The organism is Ilumatobacter nonamiensis YM16-303 (genome assembly GCF_000350145.1).
In the GTDB taxonomy this organism is placed as follows: Bacteria; Actinomycetota; Acidimicrobiia; order Acidimicrobiales; family Ilumatobacteraceae; genus Ilumatobacter_A; species Ilumatobacter_A nonamiensis.
Map to the genome: position 1 here is coordinate 1 of NZ_BAOL01000009.1, position 18905 is coordinate 18905.

Genomic DNA, 18905 nt, shown 5'->3' on the forward strand with positions numbered 1-18905 from the left:
GGTCGGCGTCTACGCGATCATCCGCACCCAGACGCTGATGTTCCCACCCGAGTCGCAGCAGGGGACCGTGCTGCTCGTGATCGGCGGGCTCACGATGCTGGTCGGTGTGCTGGGCGCACTCGCGCAGGACGATCTGAAACGGGTGCTGTCGTTTCACATCGTCGGCCAGATCGGGTACATGATTTTCGGGCTCGGTCTGTTCACCGTGGCCGGCGTCAGCGCCGTCGTGTTCTACATCGTTCAGACGATCCTCGTGAAGACCAACCTGTTCCTCGTCGCCGGCCTGATCGACCGTCACTTCGGCACGAGCCGCATTTCGCGCGTCGGTGGGGTGGTGCGGAGCGCGCCGATCATCGCCGCACTCTTCGCGGTACCCGCACTCTCGCTCGCCGGGCTCCCGCCGTCGTCGGGATTCGCCGGAAAGTTCGCACTGCTCGACGCCGGTGCCGACTCGTCGCAGTGGATGATCGTCACCGTCGCGTTGCTCGTCAGCCTGCTCACGTTGTTCTCGATGACCAAGATCTGGGCGGGCGTGTTCTGGGGTGAGGCCGAGTCGGCGACGCCACGCGACGAGGGCGTGACGAACGCCGGCCCGTCGCTGATGGTGCTCGCCACCGGGCTCACCGTGGTGCTCTCGATCGCGTACGTCGTGTTCGCCGGTCCGATCTACGAACTCGCGGAACGCGCCGGCAATGACCTGGTGCACCCCGCGGCCTACATCGAAGCCGTGCTGGGCGGTGGTGACCGATGAAGCGGCTGCTGCGAACCCCCGCGAACGTGCTGCGCGCCCCGGCGATCATGCTCTGGCTGACCGTGCTCTGGGTCATGTTGTGGGGCGAGGTGAGCTGGGCCAACGTGCTCGGCGGTCTCGCCGTGGGCGCCGGAGTCGTCCTCTTCGCGCGGTTGGAGCCGCCCACCCAGCAGACGACCTACTTCCGTCCGATCGCCGCGTTCGTCTACGTGGTCACGTTGATCTGGCAGCTCGTCCTGTCGAACATCCGGCTGGCGGTGGAGATCCTCACCCCCGGCGACGGCACGCACACCGCAATCGTCGCGGTTCCGATCCGAGGTGGCTCCGACGCCGTGGTCAACCTCGTGGCCAACTCGATCACCCTGACGCCGGGAACGATGACCGTCGACGTGTGGCGACACGATCGCAGTGACATCGACATCGACGGCGACGGCATCATCGACGAGACGACGGCGGGAGCGACGCTCTACGTCCACTGCATCTACGGCGAGGACGTCGAGGCGGTCCGACTCCAGGTGCTGCAGCTCGAAGCGCTCGCGTTGAAGGCATTCGGATCCGACACGGATCGCGATCTGGCGCAGGCAGACCTCGTCGCGCACGAAACCCTGGTCCAATCGACTCGTCGCGCCGCCCACGACCGCCCTCGCCCTGACGCGGCGAACGACACCGGGATCGACACGCCATGAACAACGCTGCGCTCGCCATCACCTGCATCGCTGCCCTCCTGTTCGTGGCGCGGATGTTGCGCGGGCCGGCGCTCTCCGATCGCGTCATCTCGGTCGACGGTCTCGTGTCGACCATCGTGATCGGAGTGACGATCGCCTCGGCCCGTCCCGACAGCGGAGTCGTCGAGAGCACGGTCCTGATCGTTGCGCTCGGCGGGTTCGTCGGAACCGCGATCCTGGCGCGCTTCATCGAACGGCGGGGGAGCTGACGTGGGCTCGTTCCTCGATTTCGTCGGCGGGATCGCGATGGTCGTGGGTGCGCTCTTCGCGTTGCTCGCGGCGATCGGTGTGCACAAGTTCCGCGATCCGTTCTCGCGGATGCACGCCGCAGCGAAGAGCCCCACGCTCGGCCTCGTGCTGGTGACGATCGGCGCGGCGCTCCAGATCCGTACGTTCAACGCCGTGATGACGCTCACATTGGTCGCGATCCTCCAGCTCCTGACGTCACCCGTCGGAACGCACCTCGCCGCCCGCGCCGTGCACCTTCGCGTCGACGTTCGCCAGGACGGCGTCGACGAACTCCGCCGCGACCAGGACGCCGCGCAGTAGGTGCCGACCGGGGTCGGACCCCCGTTTGCACGTCAGCGGAAGTAGATCGCGTAGGGGATGCCGTCGATGACGTGGATGTCGATCGGCAACTCGTAGATCTTCTCGAGGATCGGCGCCGTCATCACGTCGACCGGTCGGCCCTCCTCGATGATCCGGCCGTCCTTCAGGGCGACGATGTGGTCGGCGTGCGCGGCCGCGAAGTTGAGGTCGTGGATCACGATCACCACGCTCTTGTTCAGTTGTTCGACGAGCCCTCGGAGGTGGCGCATCATCCGTACCGAGTGGCGCATGTCGAGGTTGTTCAACGGCTCGTCGAGCAGCACGTAGGGCGTGTCCTGCGCGAGGGCGAGTGCGACGAACGCGCGCTGACGCTGACCGCCCGACAGCTGGTCGAGGTGCCGGTCGCCGAGATCGCCCAGCTCGAAGAAGTCGAGTGACTGGGCGATGATGCGGTCGTCCTCGGCGGTCAGTCGTCCGCCGGAGTGCGGGAAGCGACCGAACGACACGAGCTCGCGCACGCTCAGCCGCGACGTCATGTGGGTGTCCTGGCGGAGCACCGCGAGGCGCCGCGCGACCTCCTCGCTCTTCGCGGTGGCGAGATCGAGTTCATCGACGTGCGCGGTGCCGGCGTCGGCGTCGAGCAGCCGGGAGATGATCGACAGCAGGGTCGATTTCCCGGCCCCGTTGGCGCCGACGATGGCGGTCAGCTTGCCCTCGAGCAGCGAGATGCTGACGTCGTCGAGCACACGCGTCGGCCCGTACGACTTCGTCAGGTGTTCGGTCCGGATCACAGCTTGGCCTCCCGCATCAACAGCCAGATGAAGTACACGCCGCCGACGAAGTTCACGCAGACGGTCAAGGTGGTGGTGAAGTCGAAGATCCGCGCCGCGAGGAACTGCCCGCCGATCGTCACGATCACACCGATCAAGGCCGATCCCGTGGCCAACACACTGTGGCGAAAGGTCGGCAGCAGTTGGCGGGCGAGGTTGGCGACGATCAGCCCGATGAGGGTCATCGGTCCGACCAGCGCGGTCGATGTGGCCACCAGCACGGTCACGATGATCAGCGTGCGGTCGACCACTCGCCGGTAGTCGAGACCCAGCGTGATCGCGTTGTCCCGACCGAGCGTCACCACGTCCAACTGGCGGAACAGCGGAACCGCCGCGCCGATCGCGAGGACGGTCACGATGGCGGTGATCGTCAGCAGTTGCGGGTCGATCGTGTTGAAGCTCGTGAACACGAGGTCCTGCACGGTGAGGTAGTCGTCGGGACTCAGCAGCCGTGAGGCGAACAGGGTGAGACTCCCGAACAGCGTCCCGAGGACGATGCCGATCAGCACCAGGACGAACAGGTCGCGGGTCGTGCGACGCAGGATCCACCGATACAGCAGGAGCCCGAAGATGGTCATCACTCCGGCGTTGACGAGAAACCGCACGCGGACGTCGAGGTCGACCAGGATCGCCGAGCCGAAGAACCACACGAACATCGTCTGGACCAGCCGGAACAGTGCATCGAACCCCATCACGCCCGGAGTCAGGATCCGGTTGTGGGTGACGGTCTGGAACATCACCGTCGCGACACCGGTGCCCGCACCGACGGTTGCCAGCGCGACGAGCTGACGGAAGCGAAGGCTCATCGCGTAGTCCCATGCACCCGTCACGAGCGCGAACTGATACGTGAGTGCGACGCCCACCGCGATGGAGGCCATGATTCCGAGGCGGACGCTGATCGGCCAGCGTCGGACGCGTCGAATGGAGTCGACGACGGGTCCGGCCGGGCGGCCGACGGTCGCGGTCGTCGACATCAGGTTCGGTCCGTCCGTGCGCGCAGGATCAAGGCGATGAACACGACCGCGCCGACGATGCCGGCGATCGTCCCGGTGGGGATCTCGTACGGTCGGCGGACCACCCGTCCGAGCACGTCGCACACCAGGACGAAACCGGCACCGGCCAACGCGGTCAACGGAAGCGTTCGCTGGAGGTTGTCGCCTGCCCACATCGAGATCACGTTGGGGACGATCAACCCGAGGAACGGGATCGCACCGACGACCACGACGACCACCGCCGTGTTGACGGACGCGATGACCAGTCCGAGGTTCAACACGAAGTGGTAGTTGATGCCGAGGTTGACGGCGAAGTTCTCTCCCATTCCGACGACGGTGAAGCGCGCCGCGAACACATAGGCCACGACGCCGCCGATCAGAACTGCGTACAACGGTTCGTAGCGACCGCGGAGGACGCGGGAGAAGGACCCGGTCGTCCACGTGTCGACGAGCTGCAGGAGGTCGTAGCGGTACGCGAGGAACACGGTGATCGCCGACACCACTGCCGCGAACATCAACCCCAACAGCGGGACGACGATGATGTCGACGATGCGAATCCGCCGCAGGATGCGGATGAACACGAAGGTTCCGAGCAGGCTCGTCGCGATCGCGACGAGCATCCGCACGAGCAGCGAGTTCGCGGGGAACCACATCGTGGCGAGCACGATGCCGAGCACCGCCGATTCGACGGTGCCCGCTGTGGTCGGGGACACGAACCGGTTGCGCGTGACCTGCTGCATGATCACCCCGGCGACCGCGAGCGAGGATCCTGCGAGCAGCAGGGCGATCAGCCGCGGAATCCGGGCGATCACGAGCGCCCGGTAGGCATCGGTGTCCGCCTCGAAGATGCTCCACGGGGCGACGTTCACGACGCCGACGAACAGCGACAGCAATGATGCGATCGCGAGGACCGACGAGCTGACGATCAGAGTGCGGCGTGAACGGGCGCGACGATCTCGGCTGGTCGTGGGGGCGTCGTCGCGTGTCGAGGTGGTCATGTGGTTCGCGGGCGGGGGAATGGGAAGGCGCCGCTTCGGGCGGGGGAACACCCGAAGCGGCGGCTCCTCATGAGGCGAGGTTCCGACCGGTCAGAGCACCGACTGCGCGTCGGCGATCATCTGCTCGAACGAGGTCGGCGAGTAGGTGGCGATGTACCACGAGAATCCGTCGACCTCGACGATGTTGTCGTTCGCCGCCGCGTCGGTCGTGTCGACGAGACCGTTGGAGAGCACCTCGAGTGCGGGGCTCGCGTCCTCACCGATCGTCTTGCTCCGGTCCAGGACGAAGATCACGCCGGGGTTGTATTCGACGAAGAACTCCTGGCTGATCTCCTGGCCGTGCGAGCCCTCCTCGTCGACCGGAGCGGCGGTCGGTGCGAAACCGAAGTCGTCGTAGACGATGCCGAACCGCGATCCGGGCCCGTATGCGCCGACGGTTCCACCGCTCACCTGGACGAACATCGCTTCGAGTCCGCTGGCCTCGGCCTGGGTTGCAGTGTCGGCGATGCCCTGCTCGATCGCGTCGAGACGAACCTCTGCTTCCTCCTCGACCCCGAAGATGCTCGCCAGTTGCTCGACCCGCTCGACGAACTGCGGAACCTGCTCCTCCGCGTTCTCGTAATGCACCGTCATGTCGATCACGGCGGGAGCGATCCGCTCCATCTCGGCGACGACCTCGGGAGTGCCGCTCCGTGATCCCACGATGATCAGATCGGGTTCGAGGGCGCTGATCGCCTCGTAGTCGGGCTCGAACAACGTGCCGACCACTGCGGCAGAGTCGGCGACCGGGGCGAGGTCGTCCGGAAGGGTGCCGACCGCTTCGGGGGCACCGTCGACCTCGACGCCGAAGTCGGTCAGCGTCCGGATCGCGCTCCAGTCCATCACGACGACGGTCTCCGGATCGACGGGAACATCGACCGAACGCTCCTGCGCGTCGACGATCGTCACCGTTGCGTCGCCGGCCTCGTCGGCGGCGCTGTCCGTGGGTTCCTCCTCGGTCGGCTCGGCCTCGGTCGTTGCCGCCTCTGCCGTCTCTGCGGTCTCGGTCGGCTCGGCCGCAGCGGTCGTCTCGGTTTCCTCCGATGTTGCCGGTTCGGCAGCGGCGTCGTCGTCACTGCCACAGGCGGCCAGTGTGAGGGCGGCGCATGCTGCGATCAGCGGTGCGGTCATGCGGGTGCGGGTGGTGAGTTTCATGATTCCTCGTGGAGTTAAGGGTTCCTAACAACTGAAGTTGCGGACAATACAGTCCAACTGGAAGGATGCCTAATCGACCGGGCGAGATCATCGTCGGATCGAGCACGAGGAGTCGACGTGACCACCACACCGCACCTGACAACGATCCATCACGACCTGACGATGCGGATGCTCGAGGTGACTGCGCTCGATCGACCGACACCCCGCCTCATTCGGGTGTCGCTCGAGGGTGACGCGCTGGATGGATTCCGCAGCGACGGCCCCGCCGACCACGTCAAGGTCTTCTTCCCGGCAGCGGGACGACGACGGGCAGAGGTGCCCGAACTCGGCCCGCAGGGGATCGTTCGTGACCCGACCCGCGCCACGTCGTTCATCGCGCGGGACTACACGCCGCGGCATCACCGTCTGAGCGAGGGGGTACTCGAACTCGACATCGTGAGGCATCCTCATGGGCTCGCGAGTCGATGGGCCTGGGAGCAGGCGCGCGTCGGCGACGTCGTCGGGGTGGCCGGCCCGCGGGGCTCCCACGTGTTGAGCGTCGACATCGAGTCACTCGTGTTGTGCGGCGACGAAACCGCGCTCCCGGCGATCGACAACTGGCTCCACGGTGCCCGCCCGACGATGTCGATCAGCGTGTTCGTCGAGGTGGCGAACCTCGACGAACAGCGGGAGCTGTGGTCCGAGGGTGATGTCGCGGTCACGTGGGTGTCCCGCGACCGGGACAGCGCGGACGGGGTTCCGGCGCTGGTCGATGCGCTTGCTGCGGCCGATCTGTCGACGGTGGACACGTTCTTCTGGGCGGCAGGCGGATTCGACTCCGTGCAGCGCGTGCGACGCCACCTGCGCGACGAGCGGGGCGTGGCCGAGGAGTGGATCGAGACCCGTGCCTACTGGAAGGCGGGCACCGCGGATCACCAGGAACCTCATTCCGACTGAGCGATCGACGCCGGCCGGAACGGTGGGCAGGATCAGTCGGCGAGAGCGGCGATCAGATCGCCGACGGTGTGGTGCGCATCGAGCGGATGGCGCAGCGTTGCGTCGAGGTCGAGTTGGTAGCGGTTCCGCCGTCCGACTCGCTCGACCGAGACGTAGCCGTTGTCCTCGAGTTCGTGGAGGATCCGCACCACGGCTCCCGGGGTGATACCGACGACGTGGGCGATGTCGCGTTGTCGGAGCTCCGGATCACGGGCGATCGAGAGCAGGACGTGCGCATGGTTGGTCAGGAACGTCCAAGCAGGAATGTCGAGCTGGGGATCCGACAGCGCGTCGTCCGCATCGGCGGGCCCGGCGGCAGCGGCGGGGTCACGGGCCACGGGTTCGATCCCGTCGGAGTTCGAAGACGGCACCCGCCGCGATCGTCGGAACGGCGACGACGAGCGTGGTGATGCCGAACGCTGCTGCCGCTCCGCTCTCGGTCGCGTCGAGCACGAGGTAGGTCAGATACGCGGCGTACAACGCGAGGAACGCGATTCCCTCCCAGCGCGTGATGCCCGCACCGGTGATCGCGAACGGGATGCAGAGCAGCGCCACCGCGATCATGACGGGGAAGTCGAGTCGGATCAGCTCGTCGGCGACGGGGAGATCCGTCTGGGTGGCGCTCACCACGCCGAGGACGAACAGCAAGTTGAACACGTTGGACCCGATCGCGTTGCCGACGGCGACCTCACGCTCACCACGGATCGCCGCGATCACCGACGTGACGACTTCCGGTGCCGACGTACCGATCGCGAGCACGGTCAGACCGACCACGAGGTCGGGGACCCCGAGTTCGAGTGCGATGTCCTCCGCTCCGTTCACGACGAACTGGGCGCTGACCGCCACGCCGACGGCTCCGACGATGAACGTGCCGATGGCGAGCAGCGTCTGGCGTCCGTCCGGCATCTCCATGGCGATCTCGTCGGTCGCCGCGCTCGAGCCGGGGCGGCGGGCATCACGGACCACCCACACGAGGTAGACCACGAGGATCGCAACGAGGATGAACCCGTCGGTGCGCGAGATGTGACCGTCGAGAGCGAGTGCCGCGGTGAGGATCGACGCGCCGATCATGAACGGGAACTCGATCGTGCGGGCACGGCGGCTGATCGGGATCACGCCGATGACGGCCACGAGCCCCAACACCAGCAGGATGTTGGCGATGTTCGAGCCGACGACGTTGCCGAGCGCGAGGCTCGGGTCGCCTTCGGCGGCGGCGAGCCAGGTGACCGCGAGCTCGGGAGCGCTGGTTCCGGCGGCGACGATGGTGAGGCCGACGACGAGTGGAGGCAGCCCGAGCCGAAGTCCGATTCTCGACGCTCCGTGCACGATCGCCGCGCCGGTGGCGACGAGGCCGATCAAACCTCCGAGCAGTGTGAGGGAGGCGATGACCATCAGCGGCGCTGTCGTCGACGGGTCGGCAGGAGGGTCGGCATGATGACGGGCACGCTAAGACCTACTCCCTGAAATAGCTATCAGGGAATAGAAATACCGGGTCGGCCGACGGCGTCGCCGCGGACTGCCCGATGTGACGGTTGCCTGTGACCGATCACCGGCGTCAGTTCACGCGCCGTTCAATCGGTCGCGCCGATCGCTCGGTACCTTGCCGGTCATGGTTGCCAGCACGATGAACCCGACCCGCGCCTCGCTCGACGTCGTCGACGATCCGCAGCGGTTGGTCCCCTTGGACGCCGTCCACAACTTCCGCGATCTCGGTGGCTACGCGACCGACGACGGACGCATGGTGGGCTGGGGCCGACTCTTCCGCGCCGATGGTCTGTTCCGGCTCACCGACAGCGACCTCGACGTCCTGGATGCGCTCGGCATCCGTACGGTGGTCGACCTCCGCTCGGCGCCCGAGTTCGAACAGCACGGACGGTTCCCGCTGGAGAAGTACCCGGTGGCCTTCCATCACCTGCCGATCATCGACGCGACGTGGCAGATCGCCGACATCCCCGACGTCGACGACACCGAGGCCGGCGCCGTCGAGTTCCTCACGTGGGCGTACTCCGACATGCTGATCCAGGGTGCCGACCGGTTCGCCAACGCGTTCCAGGTCCTTGCGGTGCCCGGCGCCGCTCCCGCGGTGTTCCACTGCGCGGCCGGGAAGGATCGCACCGGCGTGCTCGCCGCGTTGATCCTCGGAGGACTCGGTGTGGACCACGAGGCGATCGTCGCCGACTACGCACTGACCGAGGCCGCGATGGTGCGGATGCGCGACTGGGTGATGGCGAACCATCCCGAGATGGCCGACCGGATGGGCGAGACCCCGTCGTTCATGCTGGCGTCGAAGCCACAGGCGATGCGGAACATCCTCGACACGATGACCGAGGAGTACGGGTCGGTGCGCGGCTATCTCTCGACCATCGGGATCGGCCAGGCGTTGCTCGCCGAGATGGCCGACGCGGTCACCGTCTGAACCTCCCGCCGGCAGCGTCGCTCGCGCGGTCTGGGCTGCGGCGCGATCAGCTCTCGATGATCTCGACGTCGAGGATGCGGATCTCTTCCGTCGGGACCTGGCTACCGTCGGTCGGAGCCAGCGCGTTCATCGCATCGACGACCGGGAGTGATTCGTCGGGGACCTGGCCGAAGAGGCTGTACTCCGGCGGCAGTGCGACACCGCTCGGCCCGCTGATGATGAAGAACTGGCTGCCGTTCGTGTCGGGCTGTGGGATGTGTGCCATCGCCACCGAGCCGACCTCGTAGCTCCCGGGCGCGGGGAGTTCATCGTCGAAGAGATAGCCGGGTCCACCGGTTCCGGTGCCCGTCGGGTCGCCGCACTGCACGACGAAGTCCGCCACGACACGGTGGCAGATCGTGTCGTCGAAGTAGTTGTTCCGGGCGAGGAACACGAAGCTGTTGACGGCCAGCGGGGCCGCGTCCTGGTCGAACTCGATCGTGACGTCGCCCGACGACGTGGTCAGCACGGCGGAGTAGGTGGTGTCGGGATCGAGGCAGAACGGTGGCTCGGCATCGAACTGCTGCGTGACGGTGTCGGTTCCGTCCACGGGTGGGCAGTCCTCGGCCGAAGCCGCCGGTGTCTCCGATTCCTCGATGTCGTCGACCGGCGCCGATTCCTCCGGCGGTGCGGTCACGGGACCGGAATCGTCGCTTCCACCGCACGCTGCCATCAGCAGAGCGAGCGCGCCGAAGGCCGCGGCAAACGTCGGAGTGCGGCGCACTATGCCGTCGCGGACGTGTCGGCGACGACGGTGATCGGTGCCGTCGGGGCGAACGAATCGGAGGTGTCCTCGTCGTCGATGAAGCGCCCGGCGATGACCACGAGCACGAAGACAGCGACGATCGCGGCCGCGACCATCAGGCCGATCCGGATCGTGCGTGACCGGGTCTGCTTCCGTGCGAGCTCCTGCTCGCGCATTGCCTTGTTGGCCTTCTGTCGTTCTCGTTTGGCGGTACCCACAGTGGCGTCAGGATATCGCCAGACCGGTCCGCCACGAAGGCGACCCCGTCGCGGCTCGTCCCGGCCGGGCGTCACGCCGTACCGTCGCGGCCGATGAGCGATTCCTCCACCGGCGCGGCGATGACCGAGGACGAGTTGCACGCGCTGGTCGGGCAGCGGTTTCCCGGCGGCACGCGCACCATCGAACACTGGGAGAACTGGCTGCTCACCGACTGCACCGGGTTCGAGCAATTGCCCGATGGTCTCGTCCACCCGATCGCGCTGTTCCACGTCCCGATCCAGGGAGCGGGCACGTCGATCGCCGAACTGTTCGAGATCAGCGGTGCGCAGGGCGCGGGATCGGTCGGGCTCGATGGCTACGACTGGGAGTACTTCACACCGATGCGCGAAGGGGTCGAGTACCGAGTCGAAGGCTCGATCACCGAGGTGGAACGGATGGTTTCCGACTCCGGAGCGATCGCGGACCGGTTCGTGTACTCGATCGACCTGACCGATCCCGACGGTGTACTCACGGCCCGGATCACGAACCACTGGAGGATCCGGCGATGAGTCAGGCGGCGGTCGAGATCGGCACCGAGATCCCTCCGTGGACCATGGCGTTCGTCGACCCGCAGCGGATGAAGACGATGGCGGCGATCCTGCGCGATCCCTACGAGGTGCACTGGGACCACGAGGCGATCCGCCCGCTCGGCTTCGACCGGGTGATCAACCAGGGGCCGCTCAACCTGTCGTACGCGACCAACATGTTGATGGCGTGGCAGGGGCCGTCGAGCATCCGTCGTCTGAACGTCCGGTTCACCCAGCCGGTGTTCGAGGGCGATCACCTCGTTGCGCGCGGCACGGTCACCGCGATCGACGAGGTCGACGGCCGGCAGCGCGCGCACTGCGACATCCGCCTCGATCGTGGAGATGGCGTCGCCGAGGACGTGGTGATGGTCGGCACGGCCGTGGTCGCGATCGGCGGCGACATCGACGACACCTCCCAGTAGATTGCGCTCGTGGCACGAGTGCGACTCTTCGCGTCGGCCCGCGAAGCCGCGGGGACGGGCACCGACGTGATCGACGGCGACACCGTGGCCGACGTGCTGGACTCGGCCGTCGACCGCTACGGCGATCGCTTCGCCGAGGTCCTGGCGACCTGCCGGGTGTGGGTCAACGGCGACGAACTCGACCGCGGCGCCGCCATCGGTCCGGACGACGAGCTCGCGGTGCTGCCACCAGTCTCCGGTGGAGCGGTGTGACTGCGTGACGACCCATCGACCGGTCCGACGCGTGGCGATCATCTCGCTGCACACCTCACCGCTCCTGCAGCCGGGTTCCGGCGACAGTGGCGGCATGAACGTCTATGTGCGCGAACTGGTCTCGGCGCTCTCGCAGACCGGTGTCGAGTGCGTCACCTTCACCCGCGCCGACCGGGAGGGCCTCGAACCCGAGGTCTTCGTCGAGCCGAACCATCGTGTCGTGCACATCGAGGCCGGACCGCACCACCTCCCCAAGGAGGCGCTCGCCGACATCTCCGACCAGTTCTGTCACGGCGTGATGGAGTGGTTCCGTCAGAACGGGCCACCCGATGTGATCCACGGCAACTACTGGTTGAGCGGTGTCGTCGGACACCATCTCAAGCACGCGCTCGATGTGCCGTTCGTGTCGACGTTCCACACGTTGGCCCGGGTCAAGGCCGAGGGCGGCGACCCCGAACCGGAATGGCGCGATCGTGCCGAAGCCGAGATCATCGGCTGTTCCGACGCGGTCTGCGTGAGTTGTGTCGAGGAGGAGGAGCAGTTCCGGCGGCTCTACGGCGACCCGCGTGGCCGGATCGAGATCGTCGCTCCCGGCGTCGAGCATGCGTTCTTCGCGCCCGGTGCGCGCGACGGCGCGCGCGGGGCGATCGAGATGCCCGGCGATGGGCCGCTGATCGTGTTCGTGGGACGGATCCAACCCCTGAAGGGTCCGGACGTGGCGATCCAGGCGCTCGCCGATCTGCACCGACGCGGCCATCGGGACGCGTCGTTGATCATCGTCGGCGGAGCGAGCGGCGAGGAGGGCGACCTCGAAACCCACCGTGCGCACGACCTCGTCGACGAACTCGATCTCCACGACTGGGTTCAGTTCGTCGAGCCACAGCCGCACCACGTGCTGTCGAGCTACTACCGCGCCGCCGACATCGTGATCGTGCCGAGTCGTTCCGAGAGCTTCGGCCTGGTCGCTCTCGAAGCCGCCGCATGCGGAACGCCGGTCGTCGCGAGTGCGGTCGGCGGCTTGTTGAGTCTGGTCGACGACGGCATCACCGGTCGGCTGATCGAGGGCCGCAACCCGGTCGACTACGGCGCGGCGATGGCCGAGATCCTCGACGATCCCGATCTGCGTGAGGCCATGGGTGTCGCCGCTCGCGAGCGTGCCTCCCGGTACACCTGGCACGCCGCTGCGGCGCGGCTGCGCTCGCTCTACGACGATCTGGCGACCTCGCCGCTCGTCGACTGCACCGCCCCGCTCGTCGTCGAGGACGTGCTCGCCGCACAGGGAGCGCGATGAGCAACCCTCCCGACCGCAGCGAACTCGTCGTGATCGAACGTTGCATCGATGAGTGGATCGGTGAGCTCCACGCCGAATACGACCACATCGTCGCGGTCGATCGCGGCGAGGACGACGTCATCCGCTGGTACGTGCGGATGCGCGGTGAGGACAAGGAGTTCACCACGGTGTGGATCACGCTCGGCCAGCGCATGCTGCGCTACGAGACCTACGTGATGCCGGCACCCGAGGAGAACGAGCAGACGCTGTACGAGAACCTGCTGCGCCGCAACGAACGCCTGGTCGGAGCGCACTTCTCGATCGGCGAGGAGGATGCGGTGTACCTGCGCGGAGAGCTGCCGACCTCGGTGGTCGACAAAGACCACATCGATCGCATCCTCGGCACCATGTATGCGACCGTCGAGCAGACGTTCCAGGCGTTGCTGCGCATCGGCTACGCCAGCCGCTTCGCCGCCGACGACTGAGGAGTCGGGCCTTCGGTTTCCCGTTTCGCCGTCTGGCGACCCCGTGAACCGATGCCCGGGCGGGTGCATCTCGGGGGAGTCGGTTCCCCGCATTCGCCCGGGCGGTTCCCCGTGGTCGGGCGCGGTACCGTCGGCAGCGATGAATGAGATCGACGTGGCAATGGTCGGCGGCGGAAACATGGGTGCTGCCCTGCTCGGGGGGATGATCTCCTCGGGGCAGTTCGAGCCGGGGTCGATCGCGGTGGTCGAGCGGATCGATGCGCGCCGCGTCGAGTTGACGGGGTTGTTCCCCGGTGTCCAGGTCGTCGCCGACGTCCCCTCCTGTGGCGCCGCGGTGATCGCGGTCAAGCCGGATGGTGCCGCCGACGCCGTGCGCACCACGGTGGCCGCCGGAGCTCGACGCATCCTGTCGATCGCAGCCGGGGTGACGACCACGACGCTCGACGCTGCGGCGGGTCCCGACGTTGCCGTGGTGCGTGCGATGCCGAACACGCCGGCGCTGGTCGGGCTCGGCGCGTCGGCGATCGCGGGCGGTGCCGCGGCGACCGACGCCGACCTGGCGTGGGCGGAGTCGATCCTGGGTTCGGTCGGGATCGTCGAGCGGTTCGACGAACCGCAGCTCGACGCGTTCACCGGGGTGGCGGGCTCGGGTCCCGCGTACGTGTTCCTGTTCGCCGAGGCACTCGTCGACGCGGCGGTTGCGGAGGGGTTCGATGAGGACACCGCCCAACGAGTCGTCGCCCAACTGTTGCTGGGGGCGTCGACGCTGCTCGCCCGGGAGGGTGACCCCGCCCAGCTCCGGCGCAATGTCACGTCGCCGGGAGGGACCACAGCCGCCGGGCTCGAGCGCTTCGACGCACACGGGTTGCGCGCTGTGGTCGCCGATGCCGTGGCCGCCGCAACGGCCCGATCACGAGAGCTGGGATGAGCCTCGCTGTCCAATCCGTCCGGAAATCTTTTCGTGTGGCCCTTTTCACACCGGGAAATGCCACCTATCGTGTCCCTCGTGGAGACGCGTTCTCCTCCGACGTCGAGTCGAGCATCTGCTGGACACGGTGACGACGGAGAACAGCGCCGACAGGGCTGGTGCCATCGGGGGGTTGGCATCAGCCCTCGTCGCGTCCGGGGCCATGTCATGGCGGGGATAGCGTCCATTCGATCATGAGCCGGCGGTACGACACGATCTCCTTTCTGTCCGACTACGGCACCGCCGACGAGTTCGTCGGAGTCGTGCATTCCGTCATCCGCGAACTGGCTCCGCACGCGACGGTCATCGACCTGACGCACGGAGTCGCCCCGTTCGATGTGCGGGCCGGATCCTTGGCCCTCGCGCGGTCGATCAGCTACGTGGCGTCCGGTGTCGTCATGGCGGTCGTCGACCCCGGGGTCGGCACCAGTCGTCGTGGGATCGCGGTCGAGGTGGCGGATGGCGAAGGCGTGCTGGTCGGCCCCGACAACGGCGTCCTCGCGCCGGCCGTGGCGATGGCGGGCGGGTCCGGCCGAGCCGTGGAGTTGTCGAATCCCGAGTACCGGCTCGAGGCCCCTGGCGCGACATTCGATGGCCGCGACGTCTTCGCCCCGGCCGCTGCGCATCTGTGCAACGGTGTCGATCTGAGCGAGCTCGGACCCGCCGTCGACACCGATCTGCTGTTCCCCGGCGTGGTCCCGCTCCCGCAGATCGACGAAGCGACCGTGATCGCGCAGGCGTTGTGGACCGATCGGTTCGGCAACGTGCAGCTGAACGTCGGACCCGATGACCTGCCGACCGGTTTCGGCGAGGTCCTCGAGATCCGGTGCAGCGCCCCTTCCGACCCGACGGGTGGGGTCACCCGTGCGGTGGCCCGAGTGCGTTCGTTCGCCGAGATCTCGTCCGGAGCCATCGGCCTCGTCGTCGACTCGAACGGAATGTTGTCCTTGGCGATGGATCAGCGGTCGGCTGCCGATGAACTCGACCTCGCCGACGGCGACCAGGTCGTGATCACCGCCCTCGACGAAGGTGCGGTGTTCGCGCCGCCCGTCCGCGTCGACCTCACCGCCCGCCGGTCGTAGCCGTTAGCGTTTCGGGCGATGCGACCTGCAACCACCCTTGCTCTCGGCCTGCTGCTCGCGGCGATTCTGATCGCGGGCATCGTGTCGCTGATCCGCCTCTGACTCCGGCGCTCGCGGCGGTGAGACATTCGTAACAGCTCGACAAATGCGGCTGAGTGTCTTTGTGAAAGTGTGCACAAGCGTCCTAGGTTGGACCCGTGGCTGGCCAGCGAACTCGACGACGCATTCCCGAAGCGACCGTGGCACGGCTGCCGATCTACCTGAAGCTGCTGTCCGATCAGTTCGACGTCGGGACGACGAACATCTCGTCGGAGGAACTCGCCGAACTCGGCGGCGTCAACGCGGCGAAGGTGCGCAAGGACCTGTCGTACCTGGGCAGCTACGGCACCCGTGGCGTGGGGTACGACGTGGAGTTCCTGATCTTCCAGATCAAGCGGGAACTCGGCCTGACCCACGACTGGGACGTCGTCATCGTCGGCGCCGGACACCTCGGCAAGGCGCTCGCGGGCTACGGCGGATTCGGTGAGCGCGGCTTCCCCGTCGGAGGTGTCGTCGACATCGATCCCTCGAAGATCGGCGGCGTGGTCGGTGGTGTGCGCGTCCGGCACGTCGATCAGCTCACCGAGATCGTGCAGACCAAGGAGATCTCGATCGGGGTCATCGCGACCCCCGGCCAGGCCGCCCAGAGCGCGGCCGACAGCCTCGTCGCCGCCGGGATCACGAGCATCTTGAACTTCGCCCCGAACATCATCAACGTGCCGCACGGGATCAGCGTCCGCAAGGTCGACCTCGCGGTCGAACTCCAGATCCTCAGCTATCACGAGCAACGGCGGGTGAACGCGCGCCGGGTGACGAAGCTGCAGGCGGTTCCCGGCAATGGCCGACGTGGTGCGTCGGCCTAGGCTGGTCGGGTCATGTCCCTCCTCGTCGTCGGCGTCAACCATCGCAGCGGACCGCTGTCGCTGCTCGAACGCCTGACCATCGCGCCCGACGACCTTCCGAAGGCGGTGTCCGGCCTGGCGCAGCGTGACACGATCCGCGAAGCCGTGGTCCTGTCGACCTGCAACCGCACCGAGGTGTACGTCATCGCCGAGCGCTTCCACGGCGCCTACGCCGACGCCCAGGAGTTCCTGTGCGAACTCGGCGAACTCGATCTCGACGCGCTGACCCCGCACCTGTTCAGCCAGCATGACGACGCGGCGGTCACGCACCTCTTCGACGTTGCCGCCGGACTCGACTCAGCGGTCATCGGCGAGGGCGAGATCCTTGGCCAGATCCGCACCGCCTGGCAGGTCGCGCTCGACGAGTCGGCGGCCCGTTCGGGCATGAACCTGCTCATGCGGTCCGCCGTCGAGACGGGCAAGCGGGCGCGCACCGAGACGGCGATCGGCCGTGGCACCGCATCGGTCAGTCACGCCGCGGTCGAGATGCTCGGCGACGTCGTCGGCGATCTCGGTGGCCTCAACGTCGCCGTGATCGGTGCCGGTTCGATGGGTGAAGGTGTTGCCGTCGCGCTCCACAAGGCCGGCGGCGCCGACATCTGCGTCGTCAACCGATCACCCGAGCGCGGTGCCGCGTTGGCTCAGCGTGTCGGCGGCTCGGCCTCGGGATTCGATCGTCTCGACGCGGCGCTGTCCGCCGCCGACGTCGTCGTCGCCTCGACCGGTTCGGGTGAGCCCGTCATCACGGTCGACAAGCTGCGCAACGCGCGCGGTGATTCGGCTCGACCGCTGCACATCATCGACATCGCGGTGCCGCGTGATGTCGAACCCGACGTCGCCGAACTCGACGGCGTCACCGTGCTCGATCTCGACGACCTGCGCGACTGGGCCGACCGCGGCCGTGCGCTTCGTGCCAAGGAGGCCGCGCTGGTCCGGCGCATCGTCGCCGAGGAGGTCGACAACTTTGCGATCGAGCAGACCTCGCGTCAGGCCGCGCCGCTGGTCGCCTCGATGCGACGGGCCGCCGACGAAGTCCGCACGAGCGAGCTCGAACGGTTCGCGGGACGGCTCGCCGAGCTGTCCGACTCCGATCGGGACGCGGTCGACGCACTCACGAAGGCGATCGTGTCGAAGCTGTTGCACGAGCCGTCGGTGCGGTTGAAGCTCGGTGCCGGCACGCCGCAGGGTGATCGCAACGCCGCGGCGGTGCGCGACCTGTTCGACCTCGGCTGAGGCGGTTCGTTCCGTGCCGCCCGAGTCCTCCCCGCTGCGCCTCGCGACTCGCGGGTCCCGCCAAGCCCTCGGTCAGGCGAACGTGGTGGCCGAAGCCGTCTCGGCGGCGAGCGGACGCCCCGTGCAGCTCGTCCTGATCGAGACGTCGGGCGATGCGCGCCAGGACGTACCGTTGCATTCGATCGGCGGCCAAGGCGTTTTCGTGAAGGAGGTCCAGCGAGCCGTGCTCGACGGTCGGGCGGACCTGGCGGTGCACTCGGCGAAGGACCTCATGTCGGAGCCTGCAGCCGGTCTGACGATCGGCGCCTACACCGAACGGCGGTCTCCCAACGACGTGCTCGTCGGCTCGACGCTCGACGGGCTCGAAGCAGGAGCAACCGTGGCGTCGGGTTCGGTTCGACGTCGCGCCCAGCTGGCGGCCGTGCGCCCCGACCTCTGTTTCGTCGAGCTCCGCGGCAACATCGACACTCGACTGTCCAAGATTCCGGACGGTGGGGCGATCGTGATGGCTCGCGCCGCGCTGGAGATCCTCGACCTGACCGACCGGATCGACGAGAACCTGCCGATCGACCGGTTCGTCCCGGCCGTGGGTCAGGGGTGCGTGGCGGTCGAGTGTCGAAGCGACGACACGGCCACCCTCGATGCGCTCGCCACGGTCGACGATGCCCCGACGCGTCACCGTGTCGAGGTCGAGCGGGCGTTCCTCGCCGAACTGGGCAGCGGATGTTCCCTGCCGGTGGCGGGTCATGTCGACGGCGACGAACTGCGCGTCTTCCTGGCCGCCCCCGAGGAGGGTCGCTCCGTCAGCGAGGTGGTCGCGTTGTCGGCGGCCGGTTCAGACCATGGTGCCGATCTGGCCGCAGCGCGTTCGGCGGCACACCGCCTGCAGGAGCGCCTGGGGTGAATCAGCCGCTGCGTGGGTGCACCGTGGTGGTGACCCGAGAGCAGCGCGGCGAACTCGGACGACTGCTCGACGAAGCGGGCGCATCGGTGGTGCACGTCCCCCTCATCGAGGTGCTCGACGCTGATCCTGCCGACCTCGAAGCCGGTTGGGCGTCCGGACCGGACTGGGTCGTGGTCACGTCGGCCGCCGGAGCCGACCGGGTCGGAGCCGAGGCCGCCCGTCGGCCCGGGGTCCGTCTCGCCGCAGTCGGTACGGCCACGGCGGGCCGGCTCGGCGACCTCTCCGGACGGCCGGTCGACCTGGTTCCCGCACGGCAGCTGGCCGAGATCCTGGTCGAGGAGTTCAACCGA

At 67.7% G+C, this 18905-nt stretch carries 25 protein-coding genes; 17 read left to right on the forward strand and 8 right to left on the reverse strand.

Features of this window, described 5'->3' with window-relative positions; translation table 11 throughout:
- From ON45_RS01415 to mnhG, 4 genes are all read left to right on the forward strand, one after another.
- A partial coding sequence (locus ON45_RS01415) for a proton-conducting transporter transmembrane domain-containing protein (protein ID WP_040491283.1) occupies window positions 1-751 on the forward strand: 751 nt, incomplete at its 5' end.
- Window positions 748-1437, forward strand: coding sequence for a Na+/H+ antiporter subunit E (locus ON45_RS01420; RefSeq protein WP_040491285.1), 690 nt, complete (start codon window positions 748-750; stop codon window positions 1435-1437). The genes ON45_RS01415 and ON45_RS01420, both read left to right, overlap by 4 nt.
- Complete coding sequence (locus tag ON45_RS01425; RefSeq protein ID WP_040491287.1) at window positions 1434-1685, forward strand: MrpF/PhaF family protein; 252 nt, start codon at window positions 1434-1436, stop codon at window positions 1683-1685. Before ON45_RS01420 ends, ON45_RS01425 begins: the two co-directional genes overlap by 4 nt.
- A gap of 1 nt (window position 1686) precedes the next feature.
- The gene (mnhG, locus tag ON45_RS01430) at window positions 1687-2025 is read left to right on the forward strand and encodes a monovalent cation/H(+) antiporter subunit G (RefSeq protein ID WP_040491288.1); all 339 of its coding nucleotides are present in this window, start codon (window positions 1687-1689) and stop codon (window positions 2023-2025) included.
- A gap of 32 nt (window positions 2026-2057) precedes the next feature.
- On the opposite strand, the gene ON45_RS01435 is transcribed toward mnhG, so the two are convergent.
- The 4 genes from ON45_RS01435 to ON45_RS01450 form a co-directional block, all read right to left on the reverse strand.
- A complete protein-coding gene (locus ON45_RS01435) occupies window positions 2058-2816 on the reverse strand; it encodes an iron ABC transporter ATP-binding protein (protein ID WP_040491289.1) in 759 nt (252 codons plus the stop codon).
- Window positions 2813-3829 carry an iron chelate uptake ABC transporter family permease subunit gene (locus ON45_RS01440; RefSeq protein ID WP_173400684.1) on the reverse strand — a complete coding sequence of 339 codons (1017 nt, stop codon included), beginning with the start codon at window positions 3827-3829 and terminating at the stop codon, window positions 2813-2815. Before ON45_RS01440 ends, ON45_RS01435 begins: the two co-directional genes overlap by 4 nt.
- Window positions 3829-4845, reverse strand: coding sequence for an ABC transporter permease (locus ON45_RS01445; RefSeq protein WP_040491291.1), 1017 nt, complete (start codon window positions 4843-4845; stop codon window positions 3829-3831). The genes ON45_RS01440 and ON45_RS01445 overlap by 1 nt, the downstream gene beginning before the upstream one ends.
- A 90-nt stretch (window positions 4846-4935) precedes the next feature.
- The gene (locus tag ON45_RS01450; protein ID WP_040491293.1) at window positions 4936-6039 is read right to left on the reverse strand and encodes a siderophore ABC transporter substrate-binding protein; all 1104 of its coding nucleotides are present in this window, start codon (window positions 6037-6039) and stop codon (window positions 4936-4938) included.
- Between the two features lie 117 nt (window positions 6040-6156).
- Between ON45_RS01450 and ON45_RS01455 the strand changes: the two genes are divergently transcribed.
- On the forward strand, window positions 6157-6975 hold the full coding sequence (locus ON45_RS01455) for a siderophore-interacting protein (RefSeq protein ID WP_040491295.1): 819 nt from the start codon (window positions 6157-6159) through the stop codon (window positions 6973-6975).
- 32 nt (window positions 6976-7007) lie between these two features.
- Here the strand turns inward: ON45_RS01455 and ON45_RS01460 are convergent, their stop codons facing one another.
- Together ON45_RS01460 and ON45_RS01465 are read right to left on the reverse strand one after the other, a co-directional pair.
- Complete coding sequence (locus ON45_RS01460; protein WP_241432130.1) at window positions 7008-7352, reverse strand: helix-turn-helix transcriptional regulator; 345 nt, start codon at window positions 7350-7352, stop codon at window positions 7008-7010.
- Window positions 7342-8406 carry a calcium/sodium antiporter gene (locus ON45_RS01465; RefSeq protein ID WP_051062242.1) on the reverse strand — a complete coding sequence of 355 codons (1065 nt, stop codon included), beginning with the start codon at window positions 8404-8406 and terminating at the stop codon, window positions 7342-7344. The genes ON45_RS01460 and ON45_RS01465 overlap by 11 nt, the downstream gene beginning before the upstream one ends.
- Window positions 8407-8623: 217 nt before the next feature.
- Here ON45_RS01465 and ON45_RS01470 point away from each other — a divergent pair, with 217 nt between their 5' ends.
- Window positions 8624-9430, forward strand: a complete 807-nt coding sequence (locus ON45_RS01470) for a tyrosine-protein phosphatase (RefSeq protein WP_051062243.1) — start codon at window positions 8624-8626, stop codon at window positions 9428-9430.
- Between the two features lie 46 nt (window positions 9431-9476).
- On the opposite strand, the gene ON45_RS01475 is transcribed toward ON45_RS01470, so the two are convergent.
- A complete protein-coding gene (locus ON45_RS01475) occupies window positions 9477-10106 on the reverse strand; it encodes a peptidylprolyl isomerase (RefSeq protein ID WP_206537618.1) in 630 nt (209 codons plus the stop codon).
- A gap of 86 nt (window positions 10107-10192) precedes the next feature.
- Window positions 10193-10432 (reverse strand): hypothetical protein, encoded by a 240-nt coding sequence (locus ON45_RS01480; protein ID WP_148288472.1) that lies wholly within the window; start codon window positions 10430-10432, stop codon window positions 10193-10195.
- Between the two features lie 93 nt (window positions 10433-10525).
- Between ON45_RS01480 and ON45_RS20825 the strand changes: the two genes are divergently transcribed.
- The 11 genes from ON45_RS20825 to ON45_RS01535 all read left to right on the forward strand — a co-directional run.
- Window positions 10526-10981: a hypothetical protein gene (locus tag ON45_RS20825; protein ID WP_051062244.1), complete on the forward strand. Its 456-nt coding sequence runs from the start codon at window positions 10526-10528 to the stop codon at window positions 10979-10981.
- Window positions 10978-11421 carry a MaoC family dehydratase gene (locus ON45_RS01490; protein WP_040491298.1) on the forward strand — a complete coding sequence of 148 codons (444 nt, stop codon included), beginning with the start codon at window positions 10978-10980 and terminating at the stop codon, window positions 11419-11421. The genes ON45_RS20825 and ON45_RS01490 overlap by 4 nt, the downstream gene beginning before the upstream one ends.
- 9 nt (window positions 11422-11430) lie before the next feature.
- On the forward strand, window positions 11431-11673 hold the full coding sequence (locus ON45_RS01495) for a MoaD/ThiS family protein (RefSeq protein WP_040491299.1): 243 nt from the start codon (window positions 11431-11433) through the stop codon (window positions 11671-11673).
- Between the two features lie 4 nt (window positions 11674-11677).
- A complete protein-coding gene (locus ON45_RS01500) occupies window positions 11678-12964 on the forward strand; it encodes a glycosyltransferase (RefSeq protein WP_148288473.1) in 1287 nt (428 codons plus the stop codon).
- Window positions 12961-13428, forward strand: coding sequence for a YbjN domain-containing protein (locus tag ON45_RS01505; RefSeq protein ID WP_040491301.1), 468 nt, complete (start codon window positions 12961-12963; stop codon window positions 13426-13428). Before ON45_RS01500 ends, ON45_RS01505 begins: the two co-directional genes overlap by 4 nt.
- Before the next feature lie 139 nt (window positions 13429-13567).
- Window positions 13568-14356, forward strand: coding sequence for a pyrroline-5-carboxylate reductase (gene proC / locus ON45_RS01510; RefSeq protein ID WP_040491302.1), 789 nt, complete (start codon window positions 13568-13570; stop codon window positions 14354-14356).
- Between the two features lie 233 nt (window positions 14357-14589).
- Window positions 14590-15477 carry an SAM hydrolase/SAM-dependent halogenase family protein gene (locus tag ON45_RS01515; protein ID WP_051062247.1) on the forward strand — a complete coding sequence of 296 codons (888 nt, stop codon included), beginning with the start codon at window positions 14590-14592 and terminating at the stop codon, window positions 15475-15477.
- 197 nt (window positions 15478-15674) lie between these two features.
- Window positions 15675-16379, forward strand: a complete 705-nt coding sequence (locus ON45_RS01520) for a redox-sensing transcriptional repressor Rex (RefSeq protein ID WP_051062248.1) — start codon at window positions 15675-15677, stop codon at window positions 16377-16379.
- Window positions 16380-16391: 12 nt separating this feature from the next.
- A complete protein-coding gene (locus ON45_RS01525; RefSeq protein WP_051062249.1) occupies window positions 16392-17651 on the forward strand; it encodes a glutamyl-tRNA reductase in 1260 nt (419 codons plus the stop codon).
- A gap of 13 nt (window positions 17652-17664) precedes the next feature.
- Complete coding sequence (gene hemC / locus ON45_RS01530; protein ID WP_051062250.1) at window positions 17665-18555, forward strand: hydroxymethylbilane synthase; 891 nt, start codon at window positions 17665-17667, stop codon at window positions 18553-18555.
- Between the two features lie 23 nt (window positions 18556-18578).
- Window positions 18579-18905, forward strand: a 327-nt coding sequence (locus tag ON45_RS01535; protein ID WP_206537619.1) for a uroporphyrinogen-III synthase, incomplete at its 3' end; no start/stop codon positions are given.

Excerpts from the sequence above, each read along its gene's own strand:
- ON45_RS01445 (WP_040491291.1), bottom strand. The coding sequence starts at position 4,845 with ATGACCACCTCGACACGCGACGACGCCCCCACGACCAGCCGAGATCGT.
- ON45_RS01505 (WP_040491301.1), top strand. The coding sequence starts at position 12,961 with ATGAGCAACCCTCCCGACCGCAGCGAACTCGTCGTGATCGAACGTTGC.
- ON45_RS01525 (WP_051062249.1), top strand. The coding sequence starts at position 16,392 with ATGTCCCTCCTCGTCGTCGGCGTCAACCATCGCAGCGGACCGCTGTCG.
- ON45_RS01465 (WP_051062242.1), bottom strand. The coding sequence starts at position 8,406 with ATGGTCATCGCCTCCCTCACACTGCTCGGAGGTTTGATCGGCCTCGTC.
- ON45_RS01515 (WP_051062247.1), top strand. The coding sequence starts at position 14,590 with ATGAGCCGGCGGTACGACACGATCTCCTTTCTGTCCGACTACGGCACC.
- ON45_RS01490 (WP_040491298.1), top strand. The coding sequence starts at position 10,978 with ATGAGTCAGGCGGCGGTCGAGATCGGCACCGAGATCCCTCCGTGGACC.
- proC (WP_040491302.1), top strand. The coding sequence starts at position 13,568 with ATGAATGAGATCGACGTGGCAATGGTCGGCGGCGGAAACATGGGTGCT.
- ON45_RS20825 (WP_051062244.1), top strand. The coding sequence starts at position 10,526 with ATGAGCGATTCCTCCACCGGCGCGGCGATGACCGAGGACGAGTTGCAC.
- ON45_RS01425 (WP_040491287.1), top strand. The coding sequence starts at position 1,434 with ATGAACAACGCTGCGCTCGCCATCACCTGCATCGCTGCCCTCCTGTTC.
- ON45_RS01440 (WP_173400684.1), bottom strand. The coding sequence starts at position 3,829 with ATGTCGACGACCGCGACCGTCGGCCGCCCGGCCGGACCCGTCGTCGAC.
- ON45_RS01470 (WP_051062243.1), top strand. The coding sequence starts at position 8,624 with ATGGTTGCCAGCACGATGAACCCGACCCGCGCCTCGCTCGACGTCGTC.
- ON45_RS01420 (WP_040491285.1), top strand. The coding sequence starts at position 748 with ATGAAGCGGCTGCTGCGAACCCCCGCGAACGTGCTGCGCGCCCCGGCG.
- ON45_RS01450 (WP_040491293.1), bottom strand. The coding sequence starts at position 6,039 with ATGAAACTCACCACCCGCACCCGCATGACCGCACCGCTGATCGCAGCA.